Here is an 18,282-nt window from a genome sequence, read left to right as displayed (position 1 = left end):
TTGTTTAAAGTTTTTGTATATTTGTTAAACAAATGAAAAAAACAATAGCAATAATAGGATCGGGCTTCTCTGCTTTAGCCGCTTCATGTTACCTGGCGCAGCAAGGAAACAAGGTAACTATTTATGAAAAAAATGATACCATTGGCGGAAGAGCAAGACAATTCAAAAAAGAAGGTTTCACGTTTGATATGGGACCAAGCTGGTATTGGATGCCTGACGTATTTGAGCGTTTTTTTCAGGATTTCAACAAATCAACAACTGATTATTATGAACTTATAAAATTAAATCCAGCATATCGGGTTTATTTTGGAGTCGACGATTTTATCAATATCTATGATAATCTCGAAGAAATAAAAGCCACTTTTGAATCTATTGAAAAAGGAAGTGGTCAAGAACTTGAAACTTTCATCAAACAAGCCAAAAGCAATTATGACATTGCGATTAAAGATTTGGTTTATCGTCCCGGAGTTTCTCCACTTGAATTAATCACACTTGAAACCACTTTAAAACTCAACCAGTTTTTTAGTACTGTAAGTAATGATATTCATAAGAAATTTAAAAACGAAAGACTAATTCATATTCTTGAATTTCCCGTTTTATTCTTAGGTGCAAAACCAACTAAAACGCCATCTTTCTATAATTTCATGAATTATGCCGATTTTGGTTTAGGAACCTGGCACCCAAAAACAGGAATGTTTGATGTGGTTTGCGCAATCGAAAAACTGGCCCTGGAACTTGGAGTTACGATAGAAACCAATTCTCCCATCGAAAAAATAATAGTAGAAAACAATACTGCAAACGCAATTGTAATTAACGAACAAACAATCCCTGCTGACATTATCTTAAGTGGAGCCGATTATCAGCATACTGAAACTTTACTGGATAACGAACATCGCGCCTACTCTGAGAAATATTGGGAAAGCAGAGTTTTTGCTCCATCTTCGCTTTTATTCTTTGTTGGTTTTAATAAAAAGATAGAGAACATCTCTCATCACTCACTGTTTTTCGATGTCGATTTTAATCAACACGCAGCAGATATTTACGACGAACCAAAATGGCCTGACGCACCTTTGTTTTATGCCAATTTTCCATCAAAAACAGATTTGACTGCTGCACCAAACGGAATGGAAAGTGGATTTTTTCTTATTCCGTTAGCACCGGGAATAAATGATAGTGAAAATCTTAGAGAAGAATATTTCGAAAAAATTATAACCCGTTTTGAAAAGCTTACCAAACAAGAAATTAAAAATAACATTATCTTTAAAAGATCATTCTGCAAAAATGACTTCGTAACAGAATATAATGCTTACAAAGGAAATGCTTACGGAATGGCCAATACTTTATTGCAAACGGCTTTTTTAAGACCGAAATTAAAAAGCAAAAAAGTGCATAATTTGTATTTCACAGGACAATTAACCGTTCCTGGCCCAGGTGTTCCGCCTGCTTTAATTTCAGGAAAACTAGTAGCTGAGTTAATTCAAAAATCTTTTAGATCTTAAAAAATGAAATCACTATTCGACACCGTTTCTTTCAAATGTAGCAAGTTGGTCACACAAAACTACAGTACCTCATTTTCGCTGGCTGTAAAAATGCTTTCACCAAGCATTCGCGAAGCCATTTACAGCATTTACGGATTCGTTCGTTTTGCTGACGAAATCGTCGATTCTTTTCATGACTATGACAAAGAAGGTCTTATCAATGATTTCGAAAAAGAATATTATAAGTCCATGAAAATGGGAATTAGCTTAAACCCAATTCTCAACTCATTTCAACATACCGTAAAAGAATACAATATTACAGACGATCTGGTTCATGCTTTTCTAAAAAGCATGAAACTGGACCTTATAAAATCAACTTACAGCTCACAAACCGAATATGAAGATTATATATATGGTTCTGCAGATGTAGTGGGCTTAATGTGTTTGAAAGTTTTTGTAAAAGGAAACAATCAAAAATACGAACAGTTAAAAAACGAAGCGATGCGATTAGGTTCAGCTTTTCAAAAAGTGAATTTCCTGAGAGATCTCAAAGATGATAATTTGGTTTTAAACCGAAACTATTTTCCCGGGGTCGATTTAAATTCTTTCGATGAAAATGCAAAAACTACTATCATCAATGAGATCGAAGAAGATTTCAGGATTGCTTATCAGGGAATAGTAAAACTACCTATCGAAGCACAATTTGGCGTTTATACTGCGTATGTGTATTATAAAAAACTGCTTAAAAAATTAAAAAACACGCCATATTATGAAATTGGGAATTCAAGAATCAGAGTTTCAAATTACACCAAAGCGGGACTTTTAGCGCAATCTTTTGTAACTTACAAGTTAAAATTAGTGTAGGATCGATTTCTAACACAGAGAAACATAGAATTTCCCATTTGAATAAAAGTCAAAAATAAAATGACAAATTCATTTTCACATAGCTATGTGTATTTCAACAAGTGAAACACCTCTTTTTAAAGCTAACAAAAGCTATGTCTCTATGTGTTTAAATAAACTACATAATAAAAATCAAGAATTAATTTTCAACAATTCAAAATATAAAAAATGATTTCTTTTTTAATCTTTTTAGGCGTTTTTCTTTTCATGGAATGTGTTACCTGGCTTACACACAAATACATTATGCACGGATTGATGTGGTATTTTCACGAAGATCATCACCAGCCCAAATACGAAGATACTTTTGAGCGCAACGACATTTTCTTTGTCATTTTTGCTATCCCGAGTATTGTTCTTTTTTATTTTGGCGTTCAGGGCGGATTCAATTATTTATTTTTCATCGCCTGCGGAGTCACCACTTATGGTGCTTGTTATTTTTTAATTCACGATGTTTTAATTCATCAGCGTTTTAAATGGTTCAAAAACACGAAAAACAAATACCTGATTGGCCTTCGAAAAGCACACAAAATTCACCATAAACATTTAGGAAAAGAACATGGAGAATGTTTCGGGATGTTATTCGTTCCATTCAAATATTATAAAATGTAAACTGCTTCTGTTAAAAAAAAATAATAACCCGTTGGGTGAAATGTCTAAATGTTCTAATTAAACACATAGAAACATAGAATTTATGATTGTGAAAAAGTAAAATAAAAAGAAACTCGTTTCTCACACATAGCTATGTTTGTTAATGCTAGTGAAACGCCTTTTTTGAACCTACAAAATCTATGTCTCTATGTGTTCAAAAAATAACCGACAAGTAAAATGTAAATCGATTTTATGAAAGTATATAAACTAGAAACCGTACAACACTTAAACGCCAGTATCGAAAAATGTTGGGACTTTTTTTCGAGTCCACAAAATCTCGAAGCGATTACGCCTAATGATATGAGTTTTGTAATTCAGGATTTCGATGGCAAACGCATGTATCCCGGACAAGTGATTACCTATACATTAAAACCTCTTTTGGGAATCAAAATCAATTGGATGACAATTATTACGGTTTCTCAGGAAAATCAATATTTTGTAGACGAACAGCGTTTTGGTCCCTATGCATTATGGCATCACAAACACTTTTTTGAAGCCACAGAAAATGGTACAAAAATGACCGATGTTGTTCATTATGCATTGCCGCTTGGCTTCTTAGGCCAACTCGCCAATACAATAATGGTCAAGAATAAACTGAAAACCATTTTCGAATATCGCCATAATAAAATCGAAGAGTTATTCAATTCAAAAGTATAATTACTCAAAAAAATTTTGCCACAAATTATAAGGATTTATAAAGGATTTTTTAATCCGTGTTAATCTGCAGAATCTGCGTGAAAAAAAATCCTTTATAAATCCTTATAATCTGTGGCATAAAAAAAGAATACAATATAATGACTAAACAAAAAGTTGCTTTTTTCTGGTTCCGACGTGATTTACGTCTTGATGATAACATTGGGTTATTCAATGCCTTGCAATCTGATTTTCCCGTAATTCCGTTATTTATTTTTGACGAAGATATCTTAGAAAATCTTCCTAAAGATGATGCCCGTGTTAGTTTTATCTACGATTCACTTCAGAAAATAAACGAAGAACTTCAAACAATCGATTCTTCTGTATTAATCAAAAAAGGAAAAACTTTTGAGGTTTGGAAATCACTTATCAAAGAATATGACATTCAGCAAATCTTCTTCAATAAAGATTACGAACCTTATGCGATAAAACGAGATTTAGCCATTTCGGCTTTATTAAAAGAAAATAATACGGAATCCTTTTCATTCAAAGATCACGTGATTTTCGAAGAAAAAGAAATCACAAAAGCCGATGGACTTCCGTACACGATTTATACGCCTTATAAAAATAAATGGCTCGAGAAATACCATCTTTCAGGACATGCTCAGGAATATGACACAAAACCTTTATTAATCAATTTTGCTAAAAATGAATTCACATTTCCTGAATTATCTGACATTGGTTTTGAAAGAAGCACGATAAAAGTACTTCCACATAACTTAACTCAAATAGGCAATTATAAAGAAATAAGAGATTTTCCAGCTATAGATGGCACTTCTTATCTTTCGCCACATTTACGTTTTGGAACTGTGAGTATTCGAAAACTGGTTAATTGGGCAAACAAGAAAAACCAAACTTTTTTGAGCGAATTAATCTGGAGAGAATTTTTTATCCAGATTCTGTTTAATTTTCCTAATTGTGTCAATCACAATTTCAAATCAGCTTATGATGTCATTCAATGGCGCAATAACGAAGACGACTTCAAACGCTGGTGTTCAGGAACTACAGGTTACCCAATGGTCGATGCAGGAATGCGTCAGCTTAATGAAACCGGATATATGCACAATCGAGTTCGCATGGTTGTTGCCAGTTTTTTATGCAAACATTTACTGATCAACTGGCAATGGGGAGAAGCGTATTTTGCAGAGAAATTATTAGATTTCGAATTGGCCTCAAACGTTGGCAACTGGCAATGGGCAGCAGGAACAGGATGCGATGCCGCGCCATACTTCAGGGTTTTTAATCCTGAAATACAGCAAAAGAAATTCGACGAAAAAAGCATCTACATTCGCAAATGGATTCCTGAATTTGATTTGGGTTATAATGCACCAATGGTCGAGCATGCTTTTGCGAGAGACAGGGCAATTGCGACTTATAAGAAGGGAATCTTGAAATAAATTCAATTTTTTATCCCGAAGCTTCGGGACCAAATTCCAAACATCTGATGCTTTAAAACTTGAGTACGCAAGTACAAATTGCCTGATATTTAGACCAACAGAATATAAAGACAATTCAAGTCCCAGAGGGACGATATATTTATAGAAAAGATACACATCATCATGCTAAAGCTCCAGCGGAGCGACATATAATTGCCCTTAAGATTATAAAATATACCACCCCGCTGGGGTTCTGTTCAAAAAAAATAATTTTCTATAAATATATCGTCCCTCTGGGACTTACAACGATGATTTTTGATATAACGAAAATCAGATTTCAAGAAGAATCAGGGAAGACAAGATCCCTGTTATGACATTAATCGATGAAACTTCTAATAAAAACTAAATCCCTAGCCCTGATAGAAGCGGTATCCTTTTGTTTTTTTTTAAAACAAAAGATACAAGAGGATAGCAGGAATAGCTCCTAAAACTACTTAATGAGTTTATTAAGCATTCCGTTGAAGATAAAACCATGGAATGGCAAAACGGAATACCAATATAGTTTTCCTAATATACCATTAGGCTTAAAGGTTGCGGCCTGATATAAAGTGTTGTGTATAATTTTGAATTCGAGCCAGGCTTCACCTGGAAGTTTCATTTCGGCGTATAAAATCAGTTTTCCTTCTTGTTTATTGGCATACAAAACACGCCAAAAATCTAAAGCATCGCCGGAATGAATGTCGTGTTTATTGGTTCGGCCGCGACGTAAACCTACGCCACCAAAAAGTTTATCGATAAAACCTCGTAAACTCCAGAGCCAATCGCCGTAATACCAACCTGTTTCGCCTCCTATTGACCAAATTCTATCAATCGTATAATCGCGATTTTCAATTTGTTTTTTTCTTCGGTCGATATAACAGCCTTTTTTAGGAACTTTTAGATGTGCTGAGATATTTCGGTTAAAACGTCCGCTTACAAGGGAATCTTTCCAGCTTGAAGCTACTTTATCTTCTTCGACTTTTAGCAAAGCTCTCGAAAGTGCTTGTTTGTACGTCATTGGTTTTACCTGCAAAAGCTCATTTATGCGGTGATCCTTGCAAATAACCTCGACTTTCATACTGCTTACCAAAGCCGATGCCAGTTTATAAGAGGTTGAAGTAACAAAATACAACCAATACGACGACAACTTAGGTGTCATAACCGGAATGGTAAAAATGTATCGTTTGAGTTTTTTTGCTTCGGCGAATGCCAACAACATTTCTTTATAAGTTAAAATATCAGGACCGCCAATATCAAAACTTTGATTGTACGTAACAGGATTTAAAAGTGATTTTGACAGAAATTCCAAAACGTCAGTGATTGCAATAGGCTGGCACTTTGTATTGAGCCATTTGGGTGTAATCATCACCGGAAGTTTGTTGACCAAATCCCGAATAATCTCAAACGAAGCACTACCCGACCCAACGATAATTCCCGCTCTTAAAGTAGTCAAAGGCACTTTTGCTTTGGCTAAAATACTTTCAACATTTTTGCGGGAAGCCAAATGTTTAGAAAGCGATTTATCATTTACGATTCCGCTTAAATACAGGATTTGTTGCGCCTGAGTCTGATTGAGTCTTCCAACAAAATTAGTAGCCGAAATACTTTCGAGTTCATCATAATTGGTATCAGGTCCTGACATGGAATGAATGAGGTAAAAAGCAGCATCGATATCGGCAGGAATTGCCGATAAAGTTTCTTTTTCGAGAAAATCGACTTCTATGACTTGTACTTTTTGCAGAAAATCTTCGGGTATATAAAATCTGTTTTTATCTCTTACGCAGCAAATTATCTGATGTCCTTGCGCGACTAAAATGGGCAAAAGACGTTTGCCAATATAACCTGTTGCGCCTGTTAAGAGAATTTTCATGGCTGTTTAGATTTTAAATGTCACTAAACCATAATCCATTTCGAAAATTTGACCTGAAATGGAATTCGCTTTTTCCGAAATCAGGAAATCAACCATATTAGCGACTTCTTCAGGTTTTAAGTAACTTTTCATAGGATGGCGATCGATCATATTTTCTTTCATACGATCGTTTCGCAAAATAGAAGCCGAAAGAGAAGTATCTGTAATTGTGGGCGCAATGGCATTGACGCGAACTACAGTTGCCAACTCAGCACCAAGGTTTTTTGTTAAACCTTCGACACCCGCTTTTGCCGTTGCAATACTGGCATGAAAAGGCATTCCTAATTTTACGGCAACCGTACTGAATAAAACGATCGAAGGCTCGTCGCCTCTTTTTAAAACAGGCAAGTATTTCTGAATGGCTTTTACAGCACCAATAACATTAATTTCGAAATCGTTTCTAAAATCATCAACGCTTAAATTCGAAATGGGTTTAAGCGTAATCGATCCGGGACAATAAATTAAAGCATCAACTTCTGCTATATCCGGCAGTTCGTCCTTCAAAACATCTAAACCAAAATGGGTAAGATTAGGATGTGTAAGTTTGGGCGCGCTTCGGCTGATATTAAAAACCCTATTTGTCTCTAGCTGTTGCAACAAAATAGCACTTCCTATGCCTTTACTTCCTCCGATGATTAATATATTTCTCATTTTTCTGATGTTTATTTGATTACCGGAGGACGATTAGGTTCTAATATTTGAGATAATTATTAACAGCAATCTTAGCTTTCAAATCAAACATTAAATTATATAAACCAAAGAAAGTACGATTCATATAGATAAAATGTTTTGAGCCACGATTTCCGTTCATTTTTTTGAGATTGGTATCGTTAGAGAAACGCTCTCCCAATTTGGCAATGCTCTCAAAGAAAGTTTCATCGGCAAAATCGAAGGTTTCGTTTTGGAAAGGTTTTGTAAAAAGTGATAGTAAATCATGAAACATTTCGGTAAAATATTCTATTTCGGCAGGTGAATCATCCGGGCGAAGAATTTCTAATTCGAATAATTTTTGATTGAAAAGTGCTTTATCTGTAATTACGTTTTTATTGATCAACTCAAAATATGGTACATAAAACTCTTCCGGAATTATTTTCATGCATCCAAAATCAAGTGCAATCAAATTGTTTTGATCGTCTACTAAAAAGTTCCCGGGATGCGGATCTGCATGTACTTTTCGTAATACGTGAATTTGATACATATAGAAATCCCAAAGTGCCTGACCTAATTTGTCGCCAACTGCTGCATCAGTATTTATAGCAGTAAATTCAGAAAGATGAATTCCGGTCATCCAATTCATTGTAATGATTTTCTCTGACGAAAACTCAGGATAATATCTCGGGAAAAGTAAATTTTCGATTTTACTACAAGCCTCAACTACTTCCTGACTTTGTTGTAATTCAAGCAAATAATTGGTTTCTTCTATCAGTTTATCTTCGACTTCTTTAAAATATTTATCAGAATCTTTTCCCTGAAGGTTAAACATTCTAATGGCGATAGGTTTTACTAAAGCTAAATCTGATGAAATGCTATTGGCAACACCGGGATATTGAATCTTAACGGCTAACTTTTTTCCGTCTTTTACTGCCAAATGTACCTGACCAATACTGGCTGCATTAACTGAATTTGCATTGAATTCGTCGAAGATTTCATAAGGCGTTTTTCCAAAATTGGTTTTGAAAGTCTTTAAAACCAATGGCGCTGAAAGTGGCGGAACTGAAAATTGCGACAAAGAGAATTTCTCTACATAGGCCTGCGGCAAAAAGTTCTTGTCCATGCTTAACATTTGGGCTACTTTTAACGCACTTCCTTTCAGGCTTTTTAGTCCGTCGTAAATATCTTCGGCGTTATTTTCATTAAGTTTATCGCGTGTCAAATCAGGATTAACCATTTTTTCGGCATAATGCTTTACGTAGTTTACTCCTATTTTGGCACCTGTTTGCACCAATTTACTGGCTCTTTCTATTTTTGATGTTGGTATATAATCGATTGTTTTCATTATTTGCTGTAGATTTTTTCTTTAAAAAGAAATTTACCTAAATCTATTAAATGATTTAAGGGCGCAACATTCATTAATTCAAATGAAGCATTAACTGATTTTTCGATAAAAATATCTGTTTTTTCAAAAGCTGCTGATTCATCATCAACCCAGAATTTGATCGTAAGCATTAATTGTAACCAAGCTGATTCCTGAATTCCTTTTTCCTGAAATTTTTGCAATTTTTCCTGTTCTAATCTGTAATCATCAGTCAGGATTTCTGAAACATATTCTTTAAAACTATTTCGAAGTGTAGTAAGCTGTACAAGATTCTTTAGCGGATTTCTGTCGAATTTTAACGATTGTAAAACATAACTTCTGTTGGCGGTTAAAATTTCGAAAAAAGTGAAATAAAAACTCAACATTTTGTTTTTCATATCATATTCTAAATATTCTGCGTTTTTGTTTAACAAATCGATTGTATTGGCAAAAAACAATCTGAATATTTCTTTTTCTAATCCTTCTAATGTTCCAAAAAAAGCATAAAATTCAGCTTCAGTAAAATCATTTTCTTTTGCAAAATGATATACCGATTTTGGCTTTTCTCCTTTTTCTAAAACTTCATTCATATATATTGAAACGATGTCTTCTTTACTGATTACCTTGCTTTTAGTTACCATTTTATTAAAGTTTTAAATTTGCATTAAAGGTAATCAATGTTTAATTATCTTTACTTATCGTTAAACAGAATATGATGTTAAATATATTATAAACTATTATGGCTAAAAATATCTTACTTACCGGAGGAACGGGATTTATAGGTCAGCATTTGACTGATTTGCTCATAGAAAATGGTTTTTCAGTATCTGTTTTAAGCCGTTCTGATCGAAAAAACACCTCATCTGTCACCTATTACAAATGGGATTTAACCCAAAATTATATTGATGAAGAAGCGATACTAAAGGCAGATTGTATTATTCATCTGGCAGGTGAAGGAATTGTAGAAAAAAGATGGACAGAAAAGCGCAAAAAAGACATTCTCGAAAGCCGCACAAAGCCCATTGATCTTATCTTTTCTATTCTTAAAAAAAACAATAAAATTTTAGATGCTTTTGTTTCAGCATCGGCAGTTGGAATTTATGGCGCTTATACGAATGAAACAATTTGTGAGGAGACGACGCAGCCGGCAAATGATTTTCTAGGCATAACTTGTCAGGAATGGGAAAAAGCTGTTGATAAAATTAATTCATTAGGTATTAGAACTGTAAAAGTAAGAACGGGAATTGTTTTAGGGAAAGATGAGGGTTTCCTTAAAAAAATTGTTCCCAGCTTTAAATCTGGCCTGGGCGTAATATTAGGTACAGGAAAACAATACATTCCCTGGATTCATATTGCAGATCTGTGCGAGATTTATTTAAAAGCAGTTGTTACTAATGAAATGCATGGTCCTTATAATGCCTGCATTACAGATGATACTACAAATGCTAGTTTATCTAAAACATTAGCCAATTTATTTGGATACAAAATTTGGCTTCCTAAAGCGCCCGCATTTATCCTTAAGATTGTTTTAGGCGAAATGAGTGCAGCTGTTTTAGAAGGACAAAGGGTTTCATCAGAAAAAATACAAAAAACCGGTTTTGTTTTTCAATTTACTGATCTGGAACGTGCGCTTGCAAGCTGCCTTACATAAAACTATTTTAGAGTCAGATACATTAAATCATCAGTATGAACGACTCCAATTAATTCTGTATTTGCAATTCTTGAAATCTTAGAAGCTATTTCATTGGGAATCTGAATATTAAAATCAGACACAGAAATTGGAAAATCAGATATAATCTGAATTCCATCGCCTACTTTTTTAATGAGAGCGTTTACAATTACTTCTTTCGATTTTCCGCGTAGTACAAGCTTTCCTTTAATCTGATATTCCTTTTCGATTTCATTGATATCTTTTAAATCAAATTTTTCAATTTTGCCTTTAAAGATGGCTTTGGGATAGCGGCGGCTTTCCATGTAGTTTTCGTTAAAATGCTCTTGCATCATATCTAACTTAAAACGAAACTCTTTTACAATAACAGTACAAATAAATGTACTTGTTCGTGGCTCTAAAATAATCGCAACCTGTCTGTTTACAGCTTTTATTTCTTCGAAAAATGGTACAGAAGCTTCAAAATTAATTGTTCCTGTAGTAGTAAAAAATTTATCCTGAGCAATAACAGAATACGCTGTAAATAGCAAAATAAATAAAGTAATTTTTTTCATAATCGTCAATATTTAAACAATTATGTCAATCGATTTTTTTATTTATAAGAAGAGAAAAAACTGGACTTAATTAAATTCGGGAAAAATCGAATGGCAATACTCCGTGAAAAACAGTAATCCAATCATTTATACTTAAAGTTACGTAATTTTATGCGATACGGTTGCCGATTTCTCCTAAATATTTGTGAAATGTTTTTTTTGTGTAAAAAGTGAAAATGTAGTTTGCAAAATGATTTTTTGTTTATAGAACATATCGTCTTGCTATTAAGAAATTTTTTAATGCTAATTAACTCTTTCTGCCTCAATAACTCTATCAGAATCTGCAATCTTGTCATCTCGACGCAGGAGAGATCACACAAAAAATTCGACAAAGGTTGGCGAATAGCTGAACGGAAATATTAGTGTGATCTCTCCTGCGTCGAGATGACAAACTTTGTGCTTACTTCTCTCTATTATTACTCATTCCTTAACTTAATGACATTGTGCTTTAGCTGGAGGCACTTATTATACGCAGGAAAAAGCCTTTAGCCAAATCACTTTTTTTAGACTAAAGCCTTTCATATTAATTCTGAATAAACCCCAGCTAAAGCTGGAGTTTATTCAAATAAAATTGTGATGACATTCCTCATACAAACTACAAAATTCTTTTCTGAAATAGCACCAATAATAAATATCTAACCCTGCACTTCTGTACAAATTTCGATTAAGAAACCATCAAGATCTCTGACATACGCCACAATTTGCCCCCATGGTTTTTGCGTTGGCTCTTTTACCAGTATTGCACCAAAAGAAGTTGCTTTCTGAACCAACTCTCCAACATTATCTGTAATAAAACCCAATTCGATTGCAAAAGGTTTATCTTCTAAATTACTTTCGATAAAACCGTCTTTCAAATTTTGTGCGGCTAGTTTTTTTGAAGCAAACGAAATTGTTGTTTCGCCAGTATTTAATTCTCCGTAATCATTTTCGGGAGTTACAAATTTTCTTGAAAAATCAAATGTATTCTCATAAAACCCAACAGACGCTTCTACATCTTGTACGTATAAAATTGTATATCCAAACTTTACCATTTTCCTTAATTTTAATTTGATGAATTATTCTAGCTAATTTCTAACAATACATTGTATTTAGCTAAACCTGCAAGATCTTCGATAGAGTTTACATTGGTTACTTTTTCATGTTCTTCGACCTCTTTTCGAAGTTCGATATGTTTGATTGCTTTTCTAAAACGACGAACTTCATCAAGATTAGATAAGATTAATCCGGGTACCGGAACACTTTTACCTTCCTTATCTTTAGCTACCATTGTAAAATAAGATGAATTGCAATGTTTGATCGCACCTGTCTGAATATTTTCGGCTTCGACACGAATACCTACAACCATTGAGCTTCGACCTACATAGTTAACAGAAGCTTTCATCGTTACTAATTCACCAACCTCAATTGGTTTTAAAAAATTAACCGTATCAACAGATGCTGTTACACAATAATTTCCTGAGAATTTTGATGCGGATGCAAAAGCAATCTGATCGAGTAATTGCAGAATATAACCTCCGTGGATTTTGCCACTAAAGTTAGTATGAGATGGCAGCATTAATTCAGAAATACTTATTTTCGAAGAAGAAACGGGTTTAAAATCTGCAGTCATATTTTTATTTTATAGGATAGGTTTATTTTTTTTAATCGGGGTAACTTAATTCAATAATTGATTTTCATCTTCAATTGAGGCTCTTGCGATAATATTTTCCGGAAGCGACTTTTTAGCCTTTGCTCCCATTTTTTTTAATTTTTCGACACTCGAAATCAAATTTCCTCTGCCATCAACGAGTTTGCTCATTGCACTTTCGTATTCTGTCTTAGTATCTTTTATCTTATTGCCAATTCTAACTAAATCAGTAACAAAACCTTCAAATTTATCGTATAATGCGCCGGCTTGTCTGGCAATTTCAAAAGCATTCTCTTGTTGTTTCTGATTGGTCCACATACTATCAATAGTTCGAAGTGTAGCCAGTAAAGTTGTTGGTGTAACAATTACAATATTGCGATCAAAAGCTTTATTGTACAGCGTTGGATCTTCGTTTAAGGCAATCGCAAAAGCGGGTTCAATAGGAATAAAAAGCAATACAAAATCCGGACTTTCTATTTGGTATAAGTCATGATAATTTTTGTTACCAAGTTGCTCGACGTGTCTTTTAATAGAATTTATATGTTCTTTTAAAAAATCAATTTTTAGGATTTCTGTTTCTTCGTTAATCCACCTTTCATATGCCACTAAAGAAACTTTCGAGTCGACAATCATTTTTTTACCATCAGGTAAATTAATTACGACATCAGGTAAAACTCTATTACCTTCGCTATTCGTAAAACTTTGCTGTACTTCGTATTCACGTCCTTTCTCTAAGCCTGATTTTTCTAAAACACGTTCCAGAACGAGTTCTCCCCAATTTCCCTGCATTTTACTATCGCCTTTTAAAGCTTTGGTCAGGTTTAAGGTTTCTTTGCTCATTTGAGCATTCATCTCGCTAAGCCCTATAATCTGCTGACGTAAAGCTGCATGGTAATCGATGCTTTCTTTATGTGTTTGTTCTACTTTTTTCTCGAAACCCTGAATTTTATCCTGCAAAGGCAGCAAGATATTTTTCATATTCTCACTATTCTGTTCTGTAAATTTGGCGGACTTTTCTTCGAGGATTTTATTGGCTAAATTTTCAAATTCTTTGGTGAATTTTTCCTGTAGTTCTGTGATCTCGTTTTTTTGTTCTTTATGACGTTCCCATAAATTTTCAAAATCTACTTCTTTTTTAGAAAGCTGAATGGCCAGACTATCTTTTTCTGTCCGGATACTCTCTTTTTCAACATTCGTTAACTGAAGTTGTTTTTCGAAATTATTTCTTTCTCTTTCAAATTGCTCTTTTTGCAATTGCATTTGATTTACGTTCGCTGTCAACCGTTCTTCTAAACCTACTTTATCAGATTGAAACCTAGCCGAAAACAGCAATTTACCTAAGTACACGCCTACGAATAAAGCGACAATAAAAGCTAATAAGCCGGGCAGAAAATCGAACATAATTACATTTGTTTTTAAAAAGTAAAAGTAAGCAATAATACGTAGTACTTAATTTTTAAAATTGAAATTTCATTAATTGGTGCTTATTCTGATTTTAATAAACATTGTGAAAATTAATCTTATTTAAAAAAACAAAAAAACTTTCCTTTTTAACGCAACCATTTCAAAAGATGACCATCTACAGTAATATAACCTAATTAAATTTATCATGAAAAAATTAATGTTAAGCTTATTTATAGCTTTTGGATTTAGTGGATGCTCTCTTAATAATGACGATATAAGAGTTGATTGTGGAGCAAGCGAAGAATCAGCTTTTACTAATACTCCTCTTTTATGTTCATACAGTGTCAATACTTATCCTACTGTTCCAACCTATATTTTAGTATCTTCTGATGAGAAACTAAAAACTTTCTTTACAAAGCGTGAAAGCACTTGTCCTAACTCAGGTGATCTTACAATTGATTTTACAAAAACCTACCTTGTTGGTCTTTTCTCAGGTCCTAAAAACACAACCGGATATGGTATAAAAATAACGAGTATCGTAGAAAATAAGTGCGAAATTTTAGTAAACTATTACGAAAAATCACCTCAACCGGGAGAGCCTATTACTGCAATAGTAAACTATCCTAGTGATTTTATCTTAATCCCAAAAACTACAAAAGCGATTCTTTTCAATAAAACGATAGAGAATCCGGACAACATTGTAATAGGAAGTTATTCTAACCAATGTGCTGGTGGTGATTGCCAGAAATTTTATCAGGTAAATGATTTCAATATTTTGAAGTTTTTAAATGTTGTACCTAATGGTTATGATTTTAATCAATATAAATATACTACTACAACTAAAAAAGGAGAGTATGCATTGTTATTGAAAACTGTTCCTACAGAAATTTTAAATTTAAAAGGACAAACAAAAACTTATGGTACGCCGGATTCTGCTAACCAGGGAGGTACTTATTTTGAACTTCGTCAGGCAGGAGCTTCTACTAAGATTTTTATTGATAATAATGATACTGCAGATCAGAGTGCTGAAATAAAAGCTTTCAAAAAAGTAATTCAGGACAAAATCGCAACTCAAAAATAATCGACTATGAAAAAGCAATTCTTATTATTTATTATGGTATGTTGTCTTTTTTCGACTGCTTATTCACTAGAGTCAACTACCATGAATTCCGGTTCTATTGTAAACACGTGGATCTGGCAAAAATCAATTGGAGGAAATAGCAATCCGTATACGGCAACTCCTAAAACCATAGGATTTACCAAGAAAGTAATATTTACTTCTGACGGAAGGGTGATTACCTACAAGAACAATGTAGAGATTAGAAATAGTACATATCAAATAGAAAAAGGCATTAGCTTTTTCGACCAGTCAGAACATGACTTAATTACTTTTGAAGGTAAGACTTACATCATAGAAAGTCTTGACAATCAAAACCTAACAATTGTAAGCAACAACCAGGACGCAGCCCGTACTATTTTTAAAAGATAGTTTTATAAGCTTATAAAAACTATTTTTGCAAAACCAAACAATACCACTTTTTGAAAGACGATTTAGAAAAATACATTCGGCTGTGCATAAAAAATGACAGAGAGGGACAACTGAAAATCTATCAGTTGTTCTCTCCTGTTTTATATGGTATATGCCTAAAGTATATGAAAAATGAAGATGATGCAAAGGATGTCTTTCAGGAAGCATTTGTCATTGTCTTTCAAAAAATAAGTCAATACAAATTTGAAGGAAGTTTTGAAGGATGGCTAAAACGTATTTTTATTAATAAACTAATCGAAACCTTAAATAAGAAGAAGAAAGAAAGTTTCTTTCTGGATGTTTTTGATGCTGATACTGATTTTGTAGAAGAGGAAGAATTAGACGTTCCTCCTATTGAACAAGACAAGCTATTAGAATACATCAGGGATTTACCTGATCAGTACAGGACTGTTTTTAACTTGTATGTTTTTGAAAAAATGAAGCATCGGGAAATTGCAGTATTATTAAAAATCTCAGAAGGAACATCCAAATCAAATTTAAATAGAGCCAAACACATATTGCAAAAAAGAATATTGAGCATAAAAAATTTTAAAATAGCATGAAAAAGCAAAATATAGAAGATATTTTTTCATCGATGGAAGACTTTTCAAGTGTTCCGCCTCCTGAATTATGGGGCGAAATTGAGAAAAAATTAGACAAACCTAAAAAGAAGAAAAGAGTTATTCTTTGGTGGTCGGCTGCAGCGTGCTTATTATTAGGCCTGCTACTCCCTTCTGTTTTACATTTTACTTCGAATTCAGGGATCAAAACTATAAATAATGGTTCTACAGAAAACAATAGTGTTGTTCTTGACGAGAAAAAAAATGAATTAAATACAAAAACACTTCCGACTCAGGAAACGGATTCCGGGCAAATACCGCATACAAAAGAATCAATTGCGAATGAGAATGTACCACCTTTAAAAAGCAATGAAAAGCAATTTGATAATTCTCAAAAGGTTCAAAGCAATAAAACGACAGTTGCACATTCTGACACAAAAAACAATAATAATTCTGATATTACAAATCTAAAATCAAATACTGCAAAATCAAATATTAATAAGCCTGTAACAGAAAAAACACAAGTTGCTGCTACAGAAAAGGTATCTGTTTCAGATCAAAAAAACGGATTTAATACAGGTTCACAAATTCAAATCGCGAATACCGATAAAAAAACTGCAAGTAAAACATTACCTGAAAAAGCATTTATTACAAGTAAATCAAACAGTTTTAATACAAGCTCTGCTAAACAAGTTGCCAATGCTGACAAAAAAGCTTCAGACAAAATTTTAGCCGAAAAAACTTTTGCTGTTGGCAATGTAAATCCATTTAATTCTACTTCAAAAAATCAAATATCGAAATCTGTTTTTGAAGACAAACAAATTTCAAAAAACAATAACAACATCGCTTTAAATGGTGCGAATTTAAACAGTACTCAAAGAACTATCCTGGAGAATAAAGCAAAAGAAAATAGTTCAGGCTTAATATCTGAGAAGCAAATAGCGAACAATCAGAAAAGCAATTCAAAATTTAATAATGTTTTGAGCAAACAGGATTCTGTACAATTAGCAGAACTTCAAAACTTAGAAAAAGGCATTGTTACTAATGATGATAAAAAAGAAACAGATAAAAAACCTCTTTCGAATGCCGAAAAATGGGCTGTCGAAGTTTTTGCCGGAGTGGCAAATTCTGAAAATTATAAAAATGACAAAACTCTTGGCAATGCAAATGATTCTAAACAAAGTAACTCTTATGGAGTAAAAACTAAATACAAAATCACTAAGAAATGGGCGGTTGCTTCTGGTTTAAAAATAAATGAATTGGGTCAGAGCGTTGCGAATGTTTCGTACTTAAACGCTAAAAACAATACTTTTTTTAGCTCCAGCGATTACTTTAATCAAAAAGCTACGGCAGATGCAGCACCACATATTAGTACTAATGATAGTTATGTATTTGTTCCCAACACAACTTCTGATGCGTTGAAACAAAATGGTATTCAAAGCAATAATATGCAAACAGGAAATTTAGATCAAAACTTACGATATTTAGAAATGCCTTTAGAAGTTTCGTATGCTATTTTTAGCAGAAACAAGGCTAGTATTAATTTAAATACTGGTGGTTTTATTGGGAAATTAATTTCTAACAATGTGGCTTTAGACGGAAGTTCTATTGGTGAGAATGTAAATGCTAATGATTTTGTGTATGGATCTACGTTGAGCAGTACAATACAATACAGGGTGTACAAAAAAACAAATGTTTTTGTTGAACCTGCGATGAATTATTATGTAAATCCTTTAAGCAATCAATCTTTTAATCAGTTTCAGTGGGGATTGAATTTTGGATTGAATGTATCTTTTTAAAGTTCTTTTTGTCCTAATTTTACAACAACCTAAAAGAGCTTC

The 18,282-nt window shown here is 33.3% G+C and carries 18 protein-coding genes; 10 read left to right on the top strand and 8 right to left on the bottom strand.

Features of this window, described 5'->3' with window-relative positions:
- The first annotated feature begins 32 nt into the window (after window positions 1–32).
- From ACQKCJ_RS11465 to ACQKCJ_RS11445, 5 genes are all read left to right on the top strand, one after another.
- Window positions 33–1,499, top strand: coding sequence for a phytoene desaturase family protein (locus ACQKCJ_RS11465; protein ID WP_427402064.1), 1,467 nt, complete (start codon window positions 33–35; stop codon window positions 1,497–1,499).
- Between the two features lie 3 nt (window positions 1,500–1,502).
- Window positions 1,503–2,342, top strand: a complete 840-nt coding sequence (locus ACQKCJ_RS11460) for a phytoene/squalene synthase family protein (RefSeq protein ID WP_427402063.1) — start codon at window positions 1,503–1,505, stop codon at window positions 2,340–2,342.
- Between the two features lie 207 nt (window positions 2,343–2,549).
- Complete coding sequence (locus tag ACQKCJ_RS11455; RefSeq protein ID WP_072959138.1) at window positions 2,550–2,990, top strand: sterol desaturase family protein; 441 nt, start codon at window positions 2,550–2,552, stop codon at window positions 2,988–2,990.
- Between the two features lie 231 nt (window positions 2,991–3,221).
- The gene (locus tag ACQKCJ_RS11450) at window positions 3,222–3,686 is read left to right on the top strand and encodes an SRPBCC family protein (RefSeq protein WP_427402062.1); all 465 of its coding nucleotides are present in this window, start codon (window positions 3,222–3,224) and stop codon (window positions 3,684–3,686) included.
- A gap of 137 nt (window positions 3,687–3,823) precedes the next feature.
- Entirely contained in the window at window positions 3,824–5,119 is a 1,296-nt protein-coding gene (locus ACQKCJ_RS11445; protein WP_427402061.1) for a cryptochrome/photolyase family protein, read from the top strand.
- 469 nt (window positions 5,120–5,588) lie between these two features.
- Here ACQKCJ_RS11445 and ACQKCJ_RS11440 read toward each other — a convergent pair whose 3' ends face one another.
- Genes ACQKCJ_RS11440 through ACQKCJ_RS11425 form a run of 4 tightly spaced genes read right to left on the bottom strand, consistent with a single transcriptional unit; the run spans window position 5,589 to window position 9,701 of the window.
- Entirely contained in the window at window positions 5,589–7,007 is a 1,419-nt protein-coding gene (locus ACQKCJ_RS11440) for an SDR family oxidoreductase (RefSeq protein WP_427402060.1), read from the bottom strand.
- 6 nt (window positions 7,008–7,013) lie between these two features.
- Window positions 7,014–7,697, bottom strand: coding sequence for an SDR family NAD(P)-dependent oxidoreductase (locus tag ACQKCJ_RS11435; RefSeq protein WP_271335171.1), 684 nt, complete (start codon window positions 7,695–7,697; stop codon window positions 7,014–7,016).
- A 40-nt stretch (window positions 7,698–7,737) separates the two neighbouring features.
- Complete coding sequence (locus ACQKCJ_RS11430; RefSeq protein WP_271335172.1) at window positions 7,738–9,042, bottom strand: ABC1 kinase family protein; 1,305 nt, start codon at window positions 9,040–9,042, stop codon at window positions 7,738–7,740.
- Window positions 9,042–9,701: a TetR family transcriptional regulator C-terminal domain-containing protein gene (locus ACQKCJ_RS11425; protein ID WP_271335173.1), complete on the bottom strand. Its 660-nt coding sequence runs from the start codon at window positions 9,699–9,701 to the stop codon at window positions 9,042–9,044. Before ACQKCJ_RS11425 ends, ACQKCJ_RS11430 begins: the two co-directional genes overlap by 1 nt.
- A 98-nt stretch (window positions 9,702–9,799) precedes the next feature.
- Between ACQKCJ_RS11425 and ACQKCJ_RS11420 the strand changes: the two genes are divergently transcribed.
- Window positions 9,800–10,711: a TIGR01777 family oxidoreductase gene (locus ACQKCJ_RS11420; protein WP_427402059.1), complete on the top strand. Its 912-nt coding sequence runs from the start codon at window positions 9,800–9,802 to the stop codon at window positions 10,709–10,711.
- 2 nt (window positions 10,712–10,713) lie between these two features.
- On the opposite strand, the gene ACQKCJ_RS11415 is transcribed toward ACQKCJ_RS11420, so the two are convergent.
- The 4 genes from ACQKCJ_RS11415 to rmuC all read right to left on the bottom strand — a co-directional run bounded on the left by ACQKCJ_RS11415 (window position 10,714) and on the right by rmuC (window position 14,350).
- A complete protein-coding gene (locus tag ACQKCJ_RS11415; RefSeq protein ID WP_271335175.1) occupies window positions 10,714–11,283 on the bottom strand; it encodes a YceI family protein in 570 nt (189 codons plus the stop codon).
- A 674-nt stretch (window positions 11,284–11,957) separates the two neighbouring features.
- Window positions 11,958–12,353 (bottom strand): VOC family protein, encoded by a 396-nt coding sequence (locus ACQKCJ_RS11410; protein WP_271335176.1) that lies wholly within the window; start codon window positions 12,351–12,353, stop codon window positions 11,958–11,960.
- Between the two features lie 29 nt (window positions 12,354–12,382).
- On the bottom strand, window positions 12,383–12,931 hold the full coding sequence (locus ACQKCJ_RS11405) for an acyl-CoA thioesterase (RefSeq protein ID WP_271335177.1): 549 nt from the start codon (window positions 12,929–12,931) through the stop codon (window positions 12,383–12,385).
- 45 nt (window positions 12,932–12,976) lie between these two features.
- Window positions 12,977–14,350 carry a DNA recombination protein RmuC gene (rmuC, locus tag ACQKCJ_RS11400; RefSeq protein WP_427402058.1) on the bottom strand — a complete coding sequence of 458 codons (1,374 nt, stop codon included), beginning with the start codon at window positions 14,348–14,350 and terminating at the stop codon, window positions 12,977–12,979.
- A gap of 208 nt (window positions 14,351–14,558) precedes the next feature.
- Here rmuC and ACQKCJ_RS11395 point away from each other — a divergent pair, with 208 nt between their 5' ends.
- Genes ACQKCJ_RS11395 through ACQKCJ_RS11380 form a run of 4 tightly spaced genes read left to right on the top strand, consistent with a single transcriptional unit; the run spans window position 14,559 to window position 18,240 of the window.
- Window positions 14,559–15,434: a protease complex subunit PrcB family protein gene (locus ACQKCJ_RS11395; RefSeq protein ID WP_427402057.1), complete on the top strand. Its 876-nt coding sequence runs from the start codon at window positions 14,559–14,561 to the stop codon at window positions 15,432–15,434.
- A gap of 6 nt (window positions 15,435–15,440) precedes the next feature.
- Window positions 15,441–15,842 carry a hypothetical protein gene (locus ACQKCJ_RS11390; protein ID WP_271335180.1) on the top strand — a complete coding sequence of 134 codons (402 nt, stop codon included), beginning with the start codon at window positions 15,441–15,443 and terminating at the stop codon, window positions 15,840–15,842.
- 50 nt (window positions 15,843–15,892) lie between these two features.
- Complete coding sequence (locus ACQKCJ_RS11385) at window positions 15,893–16,444, top strand: RNA polymerase sigma factor (RefSeq protein ID WP_427402056.1); 552 nt, start codon at window positions 15,893–15,895, stop codon at window positions 16,442–16,444.
- On the top strand, window positions 16,441–18,240 hold the full coding sequence (locus ACQKCJ_RS11380) for a hypothetical protein (protein WP_427402055.1): 1,800 nt from the start codon (window positions 16,441–16,443) through the stop codon (window positions 18,238–18,240). The genes ACQKCJ_RS11385 and ACQKCJ_RS11380 overlap by 4 nt, the downstream gene beginning before the upstream one ends.
- The last annotated feature ends 42 nt before the right edge of the window (window positions 18,241–18,282 follow it).

It is taken from the genome of Flavobacterium sp. NPDC079362 (genome assembly GCF_050267765.1).
GTDB lineage: Bacteria > Bacteroidota > Bacteroidia > Flavobacteriales > Flavobacteriaceae > Flavobacterium > Flavobacterium azizsancarii.
This window is presented reverse-complemented; position numbering and strand designations above follow the sequence as displayed.